Genomic DNA, 11,497 nt, shown 5'->3' on the forward strand with positions numbered 1-11,497 from the left:
GCCCCAGTCAAGGCGCTGAGGTTTTCCTGAGAGAACTCAGCGCCTGATTTTGGGGCCGCTTCGCTGCCCAACGCGGGGCAAGCCCGCTCGCCACAGGGGAGTGTGGCGGCCTTGACGGTTGTTTAGATCGCGGATTACTGGGCCGCCGCTTTAATGCTGGCAAACATCTGCTTACCCGCCTTGGCCGGGTCCGCATCTTTATTGCTCATGAAGTTGCTCACCACATCAAACACCGCGCCCTGCACGGCTTGGGACGTTGACATGTTGAACGCCATGCTCGGCGCCAGCGTGCCGGCCTTTTCCGCCTCGGCGAAATCCTTGGCGGAAGCTTGGGCGCAGCTGTCGAAAGGGCTCATGTCGAGGCCCTTGATGACCGGAATCGAGCCTTTGTTCTGGTTGAACACCGTTTGGAATTGCGGCTCCAGGGCGATCTTGGCCAGGTCGTCGCGGGCGGCGTTGTTACCGGGCGTATCGTTTTTGCTCGACAGCTTGAACATCGCCAGTGAGTCGATGGTGTAGCTATAGATGCCTTGAGTGCCGGGGAAGGGCGCGCATTCATAGTCGACGCCGGCCTTTTTGCCGACGGCGCTCCATTCGCTCTTGGCCCAGTCGCCCATGAGTTGCATGCCAGCCTGACCGTTAATGACCTTGGCGGTCTCCATGTTCCAGTCCTGGCCGGCGCCGTTGGGGTCCATGTAGGTCTTCAGTTTGCGCAGGGCGACGAATACTTCGGTCATTTTCGGACCGGTGAAGGTGGCTTCGTCGTTGTCGATAAAGGCCTTTTTGAAGCCATCGGCGCCAAGGATGCTCAGTACCAGGCCTTCGAATACGGTGGTGTCCTGCCATGGCTGGCCGCCGTGGGCGATCGCGATAAAACCGGCGGCCTTGAGCTTGTCGCCGGCGGCGTAGAGTTCTTCCAGAGTGGTCGGGGCATGGGCGACCCCGGCTTTGCGCAGCACGTCGGGGTTGGTCCAGAGCCAGTTGATGCGGTGGATATTCAGCGGCACGGCCACGTAGTGGCCGTCGAATTTCATCAGCTCGGCAATGCTCGGCGGCAGCAGGGTGTCCCAGTGGTTGGCCTGGGCGACGTTGTCGATGCTGGTCAGCAGGCCCAGCTTGCCCCATTCCTGGATGTCCGGCCCTTTGATTTGCGCGGCGGAGGGTGGGTTGCCGGACACTGCGCGAGTCTTGAGCACGGTCATGGCCGCTGCGCCACCGCCACCGGCGACGGCGCTGTTTTGCCAGGTGAAGCCGTCTTTTTCGATCAGTTGCTTAAGCACGTCGGCTGATTTGGCTTCGCCGCCCGACGTCCAGTAGTGGACGACTTCGACGCTGCCTTTGCTCTCAGCCGCCTGGGCGGTGAGCGTACAGAGGCTGGCGAAAGAGACTGCAAGGGCAAGGCGATTGACGAGATTCATAGGGGATACCTTTTTTTGTTGTTATGGACAGCAATGTTTATTCCAATCCCAGGCCTTTGCGGCCCAGGCTGTTGAGTTGTCGAGGGGTGAAGCGGTCTTGCCACTGTTGCTCGTAGTCTTCCCGGGGGAAGTCGTCCGGCGAGACACCTTGCTCGAATGCCCTGAACACGTCCTTGGCGTAACGCAGATTTTTCGGACACATGGGCGCGGCGGGGACGTACATCACATTGCCCCAGCCCTGCTGGTTTTCCACCGGGGCGACGCTGTGGATTACGTCGCAGTGCCACCACACCGAGTCGCCGGCGTGCACGTCCGGAATGGGTGTCATGCCCTGTACCAGCAACGGGTGCCATTTCTCTGAGATGGGCAGCACTTTGCCGGGCGCCACGCCGCACAATTCATCCTCGGGCACGTCATCCAGCAGCGGGCGCAGCAGCATATAAGCCATGGCCTTGGGGATCGGCAGCGTATGCAGCACACCCTGGTCGGCACGCATATCGCACAGTGCCGTCCAGCCCTGGAAGGTGCGGAAGGCCGAGCATTTCACCGTGTCCTTGTAGGCATATTCGTCGACCTCGGTGCGATGCGCGGCATCCCATGGGTCGTACGCCTGGAAGTCATTGCGGTAGATCTTGTCGAAGACCTTCAGGTAGGCCGGATGCAGCCAGCGTTCCAGCGCCCCGGAGTCGGTATGCGGGCCAAGGCCTTTGGATGTGGTGCCCGGTGGGCGCCGGCGGACGCGGTCCGGGTACAGCGCGTTGATGTCCGGATCGAACCATTGCTGGCCTTGGGAATGGGTGGTCCACAACCGGTTGAGGAAGGATTGCGCAGCGCCCATGCGCGGGTGCTGACGCACTTGCATCTGGGCGTCTGACCAGTAGATCGGAAATATCTCCGGGCGGGAGGCGTCGAGGTTGCCGAAAAAGCTGTCAGCCGGGCCGCGATACACCGTGTCGAAATGGTTGTTGTCGAGGTAGTCCAGCAGGCTCTTGTCCCACCCCAGCACTTGCTCGCGCGCGAAGTGATTGCGGATCACCAGGCAGCCCCTGCGCTTGATCAGGGCGCGTTGCGCGTCTGTCACCTGGCCGTTGGCGATCGTGTCGAAATCCAGTTCCGGCCAAGCCGAACCGCTCAGCGCCTGCTGGGCTTTGATCGAGGCGATTTCATCGGCAATGAACGCGCTGACCTCGGCAAACAAAGCGTTCACATCGCCGATCTGCGCGCGCAGGGTTTTCTTCATGTCGACGATGTTGCGCCGGTAGTTGTCCGGCAGCTCGGGACTTTCGAAGGCGTGATATTTACTCATGGGGTGACCTGTATTGTTGTTATGCATACAGGTATGGAATCACCGGGACTGCCTGGGCAGCAGTCCGGTTAGACGCGTTGAGCAGTACGATTGTGGCGTTTGTTGCGTCGTGAATGGAAGAATCGGCTTGGTTACTGGAAGTGATGCCCGTGCTGGGCGCGAAATTGCGAAGGCGTGAGGCCTTTTAGCGCTTTGAACTGGCGATTGAACAACGCCTGGGAGACATAGCCGACCTGCTCTGCGATGGCACTGACCGCCAGGTTGCCCTGCATCAGCAGTGCACAGGCATGTCCGATGCGCAGGCGCACGATGTAGTCCAGCGCTGTGCAGCGTGTGTGTTTGCGAAACATGCGATGGAGGGCCGACACGCTGACGCATGCCATCTGCGCCAATTGCGGAATGCCCACGGGCTGGGCGTAGTGGGCATGCAGATAATCCAGCACGCGACGTATGCGCGGGTCCTCGATTACCTGAGGCGCGGCGTTTTCCACCGCAATACGCTGCGCGGCGACGTCTCGTGACAACAGGTTGAGCACGGTCAGCAAAGAGATCAGCCGCTGCGATGCATCCTGCTCGACCATGGCTTCGATCACCGGGCGCAGGACCCTTGAGGTGCTGTCACTGAAACTCAGCGCCTGCTGGGCTGCCGCCAGTAATGCGCGGGTCGGGGCCATTTCGGGAAACAGGCGCACCAGCGATTCCGCCCAGGCCTCGGAAAACCAGATGACCAGGGCGACGTGCGGTTGGGTCGGGTCAATGCGTTCGGCGGACGACCAACTGTGTGGCACGTTCGGACCCACCAGAACCAGATCGCCGTCGTCGTAGAGCGCCACATCGTTGCTGATATAGCGATGCCCGCGGCTATTGAGGGTGAGGGTCAGTTCGTATTCGGGATGGTGATGCCACTCAAACGGGATCGCCTCCGGCAGCCTGCGGTTCAGCAGGGTCCAGGAGGTATTGGCCTCGGTGGGGATCTTCTCGAAACTGGCTCGCATGAATGCATCCTGCCGTACAGGGAAGGCGGCGACGCCACAATCGTAGCATTCGATTCAAGCGAGGGGAGGGGGCCTCGCCGCAAGAACGATTTCTTGCGGCAAATAAGATCACGCGCAGATCACACTAACTAAGTTGTTATCCGTTCGAACAGCCATTGCCCATTACATGGTAATTAAGAATATGACGCTGACCTTGTGAGTCTTCATATTCCATCTTGACCGGCACAACTTCGCAAACTTCCGGGATTGTGCTCATGGACAATACTTTGGCCACATCCAGCTTGGTGCTATAGGTGTAGTCTTCGACAATCGGGGCGTTCTGGCCGGCCAGCTCGGTCGGGGCCTCATCGGCCAGGGCGGCGGTGGCGCACAAGCTGCTGAGGGCCATAACTACGAGAGCTTTCATTTGTACAATTACCTTCTTTAGGTCGAATGGGGTCACGGGGCCCTTGTGAGGCCACGTGTGTAACTTAAGAGTTGGGGAGTTCGGATTAACGTTGCCTTCGTGGGGGCTGTTACGGTGTTAATCACAGTGCCGTGTTGGCGGAGTTGATTTTAGGCCTGCGCGTTATATTCATATACCCGTACTTTTGATAAACACTATTGGCGGTTTTTGTAACAATCGTGTGGTAAAGGTTTTTTCATACAGCTGCAAAGCCCCGCAGGCCACGGGCCAGAGCGGCAAACGGGGATAGCAGGGCAATTTGTAGGGGCTTGTTACTACCATCGTCGAATGGTTCTATGGGGCAGCCCCGGCTACAACAGGGGCCATACAACAACAACTATGTCACCGAGGTAAGAAAGATGAGTGCGGCTTCCCTGTACCCCGTTCGCCCCGAAGTAGCAGCCAACACGCTGACCGACGAGGCGACCTACAAGGCCATGTACCAGCAGTCGGTGGTCAACCCCGATGGCTTCTGGCGCGAGCAAGCCAAGCGCCTCGACTGGATCAAGCCTTTCACCACGGTGAAGCAGACCTCGTTCGACGATCACCATGTCGACATCAAGTGGTTCGCCGATGGCACCCTGAACGTTTCCTACAACTGCCTGGACCGTCACCTCGCCGAGCGCGGTGACCAGGCGGCGATCATCTGGGAGGGCGATGACCCTGCCGAGAGCCGCACCATCACCTACCGCGAGCTGCATGAAGAAGTCTGCAAGTTCGCCAACGCCCTGCGTGGCCAGGACGTACACCGCGGCGACGTGGTGACTATCTATATGCCGATGATCCCCGAAGCCGTGGTCGCCATGCTGGCGTGTACCCGCATCGGTGCGATTCACTCGGTGGTGTTTGGCGGTTTTTCCCCGGAAGCCCTGGCCGGTCGCATCATCGACTGTAAGTCGAAGGTAGTGATCACCGCCGACGAAGGCATCCGTGCCGGTAAGAAAATTCCGTTGAAGGCCAACGTCGACGACGCCCTGACCAACCCGGAAACCAGCAGCATCCAGAAAGTCATTGTGTGCAAGCGCACCAATGGCAACATCAAGTGGAACCAGCATCGCGACATCTGGTACGAAGACCTGATGAAAGTGGCGGGCACCGTGTGTGCGCCAAAAGAGATGGGCGCCGAAGAGGCGCTGTTTATCCTCTACACCTCCGGTTCCACCGGCAAGCCCAAGGGCGTGCAGCACACCACCGGCGGCTACCTGTTGTACGCGGCCCTGACCCATGAGCGCGTGTTCGATTACCGCCCGGGTGAAATCTACTGGTGCACCGCCGACGTCGGCTGGGTCACCGGCCACACCTATATCGTCTATGGCCCGCTGGCCAACGGCGCCACCACCTTGCTGTTCGAAGGCGTGCCGAACTACCCGGACATCACGCGGGTGGCGAAGATCGTCGATAAGCACAAGGTCAATATCCTCTACACCGCACCGACCGCGATCCGCGCGATGATGGCCTCGGGCACCGCCGCCTGCGAAGGTGCCGATGGCAGCAGCCTGCGCCTGCTCGGTTCGGTGGGCGAGCCGATCAACCCGGAAGCCTGGGATTGGTACTACAAGAACGTCGGCCAATCGCGTTGCCCGATTGTCGACACCTGGTGGCAGACCGAAACCGGCGGCAACATGATGAGCCCGCTGCCGGGCGCCCATGCGCTCAAGCCGGGTTCGGCGGCACGCCCGTTCTTCGGCGTGGTGCCGGCGCTGGTGGATAACCTCGGCAACCTGATCGAGGGGGCTGCCGAAGGCAACCTGGTGATCCTCGATTCGTGGCCGGGCCAGGCGCGCACGCTGTACGGCGACCATGACCGTTTCGTCGACACCTACTTCAAGACCTTCCGTGGCATGTACTTCACCGGTGACGGTGCGCGTCGTGACGAGGACGGCTACTACTGGATCACCGGTCGCGTGGACGACGTGTTGAACGTGTCCGGCCACCGCATGGGCACCGCCGAGATTGAAAGCGCCATGGTCGCCCACCCGAAAGTCGCCGAAGCGGCGGTGGTCGGTGTGCCGCATGACATCAAGGGCCAGGGCATCTATGTCTACGTGACGCTGAAGAACGGCGAGGAGCCGAACGAAGCGCTGCGCCTGGAACTGAAAAACTGGGTGCGCAAGGAGATCGGGCCGATCGCTTCGCCGGACGTGATCCAGTGGGCGCCAGGCTTGCCGAAGACACGTTCGGGCAAGATCATGCGGCGTATCCTGCGCAAGATTGCCACGGCTGAGTACGACGGGCTGGGCGACATCTCCACCCTGGCGGACCCGGGTGTGGTGGCGCATTTGATCGAGACGCACAAGACCATGAACGTCGCGTAAGGCGGGGTAGGTGGGACAGGGCCCCATTTGGCGTGAGCTGGATGGGGCTTTTTTGTTGGCTATCACTGGCGAAACCAGCTCCCCCATTTGGAATGTATTTCATGCCGGGAGTGCTGATCGTTCCCACGCTCCGCGTGGGAATGCCGCCCTGGACGCTCCGCGTCTGCTCTTGAGGCGTGACGCAGAGCGTCACAGGGTGTATTCCCACGCAGAGCGTGGGAACGATCTATGCGCAGGCCAATAAATATCGACTTCGTGCGTAGGACGTTTCTGAATGTTACCGAGAGCCCTAAATGTGTAACCCATCGCCCAAACCTGAGGCAAAGTGCTACAACATTGCCCCGAAAAAGCGCGTTTTAGACACCCCAAGAAATAAGATTAAACGCCAGACTTGCCGTGCTAGAAGGGTTTGCGAATAATAGGCCCGCAATTTGCAGCATCAACAGGTTTAATATCTTTTGTCTCTGCATAAAATTCAGAGGCTGTCAATGTGCTGGAACGGCTTTCTCGGTGCTTCTGTAAATTGTTGTCGCATTGAGGAAATATCGGCTTCCGGCCTGTCGTTAGAATGCCGATCACTCGCTCGTCGTCGCAGGTCGTCACCTGCGTAGGACGCAGCACCGCAATTCGGTTTCCCTTAAGTCGCATCGTGGGCCATGGCTCATACTGCTGTTTTGCCCTATACCGATGGAGTCCCAAGATGAAGAAACTCGTGCTGTTGGGCGCCCTGGCGCTGTCCGTGCTGTCCATGCAGGCTTTCGCTGAAGGCAAGCCACTGAAGATTGGTATCGAAGCGGCTTACCCTCCGTTTGCCTCCAAAGCTCCCGATGGCAGCATCGTCGGTTTTGACTACGACATCGGCAACGCCCTGTGCAAGCAGATGGACGTCAAGTGCACGTGGGTCGAGCAGGAATTCGATGGCCTGATCCCTGCGCTCAAAGTGCGCAAGATCGACGCGATCCTGTCGTCGATGTCCATCACTGAAGACCGCAAGAAGTCCGTGGACTTCACCAACCGCTACTACCTGAGCCCAGCGCAGCTGGTGATGAAGGAAGGCACCAAGGTCAGCGACAGCCTGGATGAATTGAAAGGCAAGAAAATCGGCGTGCAGCGCGGTTCGATCCACGATCGCTTCGCCAAGGAAGTCCTGGCCCCTAAAGGCGCCACGGTTGTGCCTTACAGCTCGCAGAACGAAATCTACCTGGACGTGGAAGCCGGTCGCCTCGATGGCACCGTGGCTGACGCTACCCTGCTGCAGGACGGTTTCCTGAAGACTCCAGCCGGCAAAGGCTACGCGTTCGTCGGCCCACAGTTCACCGACGCCAAATACTTCGGCGACGGCATCGGCATTGCCGTCCGTAAAGGCGACAAGGAAAACCTGGACCGCATCAACGCTGCCATTGCCGCGATCCGTGCCAACGGCGAATACAAGAAAATCCAGGACAAGTATTTCGACTTCGATATTTACGGCGCTGACCCTAAGTAACTCGTCGCAGCTGTCTGTCCAGAATGGCGCAAGCAACAGAATTCCTGAGGTTTGCGCCATTTTTTCATCCCCCTTTTCGAGGACCTGAATCATGTTGAAAGGCTACGGGGCCGTCATCCTCGATGGCGCATGGTTGACGCTTCAGCTCGCCTTGTCGTCCATGGCCTTGGCCATTGTTCTGGGTCTGATCGGGGTCGCGTTACGCCTGTCGCCGGTGCGCTGGTTGGCCTGGCTGGGTGACTTGTACTCCACGGTGATCCGCGGGATCCCCGACCTGGTGCTGATCCTGCTGATTTTCTACGGCGGCCAGGACCTGCTGAACCGCGTCGCGCCGATGCTCGGCTATGACGACTATATCGACTTGAACCCCTTGGCCGCCGGTATCGGCACCCTGGGTTTCATCTTTGGCGCCTACCTCTCGGAGACATTCCGGGGCGCCTTCATGGCCATTCCCAAGGGCCAGGCCGAGGCCGGCCTTGCGTATGGCATGAGCAGTTTCCAAGTGTTTTTCCGGGTGATGGTGCCGCAGATGATTCGGCTGGCGATCCCCGGGTTCACCAACAACTGGCTGGTACTGACCAAGGCCACCGCGCTGATTTCGGTGGTGGGCCTGCAAGACATGATGTTCAAGGCCAAGCAGGCGGCAGATGCCACCCGCGAGCCTTTTACCTTCTTCCTCGCAGTGGCGGCGATGTACCTGGTGATCACCAGCGTATCGTTGCTGGCCTTGCGTTATCTTGAGAAGCGCTACTCGGTAGGCGTAAGGGCGGCTGATCTATGATCTTCGACTACAACGTCATCTGGGATGCCATGCCGCTGTACCTCGGCGGCTTGGTGACCACCTTGAAACTGCTGGCCTTTTCGCTGTTCTTCGGCCTGCTTGCCGCCTTGCCCCTGGGCTTGATGCGCGTGTCCAAGCAGCCGATCGTCAATGGCGCAGCCTGGCTCTACACCTACGTGATCCGTGGCACGCCGATGCTGGTGCAGCTGTTCCTGATCTACTACGGCCTGGCCCAGTTCGATGCGGTGCGCGAGAGCTTCCTGTGGCCGCTGCTGTCCAGCGCCACGTTCTGTGCGTGCCTGGCCTTTGCGATCAACACCAGTGCCTACACCGCTGAAATCATTGCCGGCAGCCTCAAGGCCACCCCCAATGGCGAGATCGAAGCGGCCAAGGCCATGGGCATGTCGCGCTACAAGCTGTATCGCCGCATCCTGCTGCCGTCGGCCCTGCGCCGCGCGCTGCCGCAGTACAGCAACGAAGTGATCATGATGCTGCAGACCACCAGCCTGGCGTCCATTGTCACCCTGATCGACATCACCGGTGCCGCACGCACGGTGAACGCCCAGTTCTACCTGCCGTTCGAAGCCTATATCACCGCCGGCGCGTTCTACCTGTGCCTGACCTTCATCCTGGTGCGCCTGTTCAAGTTGGCCGAGCGCCGCTGGCTGAGCTACCTGGCTCCACGGAAGCACTGATATGGAACGTATTGATCACCGGCTGCCCTGGGGTCACCTGGGGTGCGAGCGGCAGTTGAGCGTGTTCCGATTCGGCAAAGGCGAGCGAAAGGCCTATATCCAGGCCAGCCTGCACGCCGACGAATTGCCCGGCATGCGCGCCGCCTGGGAGCTGAAGAAACGCCTCACCGAGCTGGAACAGCAAGGCGCGCTCAATGGCGTGATCGAACTGGTGCCGGTGGCCAACCCGATGGGCCTGGGCCAACTGCTGCAAGGCAGTCACCAGGGGCGTTTCGAAATCGGCAGCGGCAAGAACTTCAACCGCGATTTCGTCGAGTTGAGCGCGCCGGTGGCCGAGTTGCTCCAGGGCAAGTTGGGTGATGACCCTCACGCCAACGTGCGCATGATCCGCCAGGCCATGACCGATACGTTGAATGCACTGCCGGCGCCGAGCAGCCAGTTGCAAGGCATGCAGCGCCTGTTGCTGAGCCATGCCTGCACTGCCGACATCGTCCTCGACCTGCATTGCGATGCCGAGGCCGCGTTGCATATGTACGCGCTGCCCCAGCACTGGCCGCAGTGGCGCTCATTGTCGGCGCACTTGAATGTGAAAGTCGGCCTGCTGGCGGAAGACTCCGGCGGCAGCTCGTTCGATGAGGCCTGTTCATTGCCATGGTTGCGCTTGTCCCAGGCGTTCCCCGAGGCCCAGGTGCCGCTGGCATGCCTGGCGACCACCCTGGAACTGGGCGGCCAGGCCGACACCGGCCGCGACGAGGCGATCTTCCATGCCGAAGGTATCCTCGCGTTTCTGGCCGAGCAGGGCCTGATCAAGGGCGAATGGCCGGCGCCGCAGTACGAGCCGTGTGAAGGCCTGCCTTTTGAAGGCACCGAATTGCTCTTCGCGCCCCACGCCGGGGTGATCAGTTACCTGCGTAAGGCCGGTGACTGGGTCGAGAAGGGCGAACCGATTTTTGAAGTGATTGACCCCCTGGAAGACCGCGTCAGCACGCTTTGCGCGGGCACCTCGGGGGTGCTGTTTGCCGTTGAACGGCTACGTTATGCCCAAGCGGGTTTCTGGCTGGCCAAGGTGGCGGGGCGCGAAGCGCTGCGTCACGGGCGCTTGCTCAACGACTGACCACCTGTTTTTGTGAGAACCGACCGCATGTACAAACTTGAAGTCCAAGACCTGCATAAACGCTATGGCAGTCATGAAGTGCTCAAAGGTGTGTCCCTGGCCGCCGCGGCCGGTGATGTGATCAGCATCATCGGCTCCAGTGGTTCGGGCAAAAGCACCTTCTTGCGCTGCATCAACCTGCTTGAGCAACCCCACGCCGGCAAGATTCTGCTCAACAACGAAGAGCTGAAACTGGTGGCCAACAAGGACGGCGCCATGAAGGCCGCCGACCCTAAACAACTGCAGCGCATGCGCTCGCGCCTGTCGATGGTGTTCCAGCATTTCAACCTGTGGTCGCACATGACCGCGATTGAAAACGTGATGGAAGCGCCGGTGCATGTGCTGGGCGTGTCGAAGAAAGAAGCGCGTGAAAAGGCCGAGCACTACCTGGCCAAGGTCGGCGTGGGCCATCGCAAGGATGCGTTCCCCGGCCATATGTCCGGTGGCGAGCAGCAGCGCGTGGCGATTGCCCGTGCCCTGGCGATGGAGCCTGAGGTGATGCTGTTCGACGAGCCGACCTCGGCGCTGGACCCGGAGCTGGTCGGCGAAGTGCTCAAGGTCATGCAGGACCTGGCCCAGGAAGGCCGCACCATGGTGGTGGTGACTCACGAAATGGGCTTTGCCCGTGAAGTGTCGAACCAACTGGTGTTCTTGCACAAAGGCATTGTCGAAGAACGCGGCAACCCGCGCGAAGTGCTGGTGAACCCGCAGTCCGAGCGTTTGCAGCAGTTCCTCTCCGGTAGCTTGAAATAGTCAAGACTGCTTTTGTGCACCGGTTTAGTGCATGCTTCGCAGTCTTGAGATTTGGCCTCAATCCCCTGTGGGAGCTGGCTTGCCTGCGATAGCGGTGTATCAGAAATAGATGTGCTCACTGACCCACCGCCATCGCAGGCAAGCCAGCTC

10 protein-coding genes are annotated in these 11,497 nt (G+C 60.0%); 6 read left to right on the forward strand and 4 right to left on the reverse strand.

Translation table 11 applies throughout. The features are described from left to right. Window positions 1-134: 134 nt before the first annotated feature. The 4 genes from QMX97_RS29600 to QMX97_RS29615 all read right to left on the reverse strand — a co-directional run bounded on the left by QMX97_RS29600 (window position 135) and on the right by QMX97_RS29615 (window position 4,125). Window positions 135-1,418 (reverse strand): ABC transporter substrate-binding protein, encoded by a 1,284-nt coding sequence (locus QMX97_RS29600; RefSeq protein WP_065909193.1) that lies wholly within the window; start codon window positions 1,416-1,418, stop codon window positions 135-137. Window positions 1,419-1,455: 37 nt separating this feature from the next. Next, on the reverse strand, window positions 1,456-2,724 hold the full coding sequence (locus QMX97_RS29605) for a DUF1479 domain-containing protein (protein WP_282398085.1): 1,269 nt from the start codon (window positions 2,722-2,724) through the stop codon (window positions 1,456-1,458). A gap of 131 nt (window positions 2,725-2,855) precedes the next feature. Further along, window positions 2,856-3,719: an AraC family transcriptional regulator gene (locus QMX97_RS29610; RefSeq protein ID WP_065909199.1), complete on the reverse strand. Its 864-nt coding sequence runs from the start codon at window positions 3,717-3,719 to the stop codon at window positions 2,856-2,858. 136 nt (window positions 3,720-3,855) lie between these two features. Next, window positions 3,856-4,125 carry a DUF2790 domain-containing protein gene (locus tag QMX97_RS29615; RefSeq protein WP_027607759.1) on the reverse strand — a complete coding sequence of 90 codons (270 nt, stop codon included), beginning with the start codon at window positions 4,123-4,125 and terminating at the stop codon, window positions 3,856-3,858. A 398-nt stretch (window positions 4,126-4,523) separates the two neighbouring features. Between QMX97_RS29615 and acs the strand changes: the two genes are divergently transcribed. The 6 genes from acs to QMX97_RS29645 all read left to right on the forward strand — a co-directional run bounded on the left by acs (window position 4,524) and on the right by QMX97_RS29645 (window position 11,347). After that, a complete protein-coding gene (gene acs / locus QMX97_RS29620) occupies window positions 4,524-6,479 on the forward strand; it encodes an acetate--CoA ligase (RefSeq protein WP_065909200.1) in 1,956 nt (651 codons plus the stop codon). Between the two features lie 700 nt (window positions 6,480-7,179). After that, a complete protein-coding gene (locus QMX97_RS29625) occupies window positions 7,180-7,965 on the forward strand; it encodes an ABC transporter substrate-binding protein (RefSeq protein ID WP_065909201.1) in 786 nt (261 codons plus the stop codon). Window positions 7,966-8,056: 91 nt separating this feature from the next. Then, entirely contained in the window at window positions 8,057-8,746 is a 690-nt protein-coding gene (locus QMX97_RS29630) for an ABC transporter permease (RefSeq protein WP_032886746.1), read from the forward strand. Continuing rightward, the gene (locus tag QMX97_RS29635; protein WP_065909203.1) at window positions 8,743-9,441 is read left to right on the forward strand and encodes an ABC transporter permease; all 699 of its coding nucleotides are present in this window, start codon (window positions 8,743-8,745) and stop codon (window positions 9,439-9,441) included. Before QMX97_RS29630 ends, QMX97_RS29635 begins: the two co-directional genes overlap by 4 nt. 1 nt (window position 9,442) lies before the next feature. Beyond that, the gene (locus tag QMX97_RS29640; protein ID WP_065909205.1) at window positions 9,443-10,555 is read left to right on the forward strand and encodes a succinylglutamate desuccinylase/aspartoacylase family protein; all 1,113 of its coding nucleotides are present in this window, start codon (window positions 9,443-9,445) and stop codon (window positions 10,553-10,555) included. Between the two features lie 27 nt (window positions 10,556-10,582). Then, window positions 10,583-11,347 carry an ATP-binding cassette domain-containing protein gene (locus QMX97_RS29645; RefSeq protein ID WP_010208310.1) on the forward strand — a complete coding sequence of 255 codons (765 nt, stop codon included), beginning with the start codon at window positions 10,583-10,585 and terminating at the stop codon, window positions 11,345-11,347. Window positions 11,348-11,497: the final 150 nt, after the last annotated feature.

Origin of the sequence: Pseudomonas sp. PS01298 (genome assembly GCF_029959745.1) — a bacterium.
GTDB classification, from domain to species: Bacteria; Pseudomonadota; Gammaproteobacteria; order Pseudomonadales; family Pseudomonadaceae; genus Aquipseudomonas; species Aquipseudomonas aylmerensis.

Coding starts and splice junctions, on each gene's coding strand:
- QMX97_RS29600 (WP_065909193.1), bottom strand. CDS start 1,418: ATGAATCTCGTCAATCGCCTTGCCCTTGCAGTCTCTTTCGCCAGCCTC.
- QMX97_RS29605 (WP_282398085.1), bottom strand. CDS start 2,724: ATGAGTAAATATCACGCCTTCGAAAGTCCCGAGCTGCCGGACAACTAC.
- QMX97_RS29610 (WP_065909199.1), bottom strand. CDS start 3,719: ATGCGAGCCAGTTTCGAGAAGATCCCCACCGAGGCCAATACCTCCTGG.
- QMX97_RS29615 (WP_027607759.1), bottom strand. CDS start 4,125: ATGAAAGCTCTCGTAGTTATGGCCCTCAGCAGCTTGTGCGCCACCGCC.
- acs (WP_065909200.1), top strand. CDS start 4,524: ATGAGTGCGGCTTCCCTGTACCCCGTTCGCCCCGAAGTAGCAGCCAAC.
- QMX97_RS29625 (WP_065909201.1), top strand. CDS start 7,180: ATGAAGAAACTCGTGCTGTTGGGCGCCCTGGCGCTGTCCGTGCTGTCC.
- QMX97_RS29630 (WP_032886746.1), top strand. CDS start 8,057: ATGTTGAAAGGCTACGGGGCCGTCATCCTCGATGGCGCATGGTTGACG.
- QMX97_RS29635 (WP_065909203.1), top strand. CDS start 8,743: ATGATCTTCGACTACAACGTCATCTGGGATGCCATGCCGCTGTACCTC.
- QMX97_RS29640 (WP_065909205.1), top strand. CDS start 9,443: ATGGAACGTATTGATCACCGGCTGCCCTGGGGTCACCTGGGGTGCGAG.
- QMX97_RS29645 (WP_010208310.1), top strand. CDS start 10,583: ATGTACAAACTTGAAGTCCAAGACCTGCATAAACGCTATGGCAGTCAT.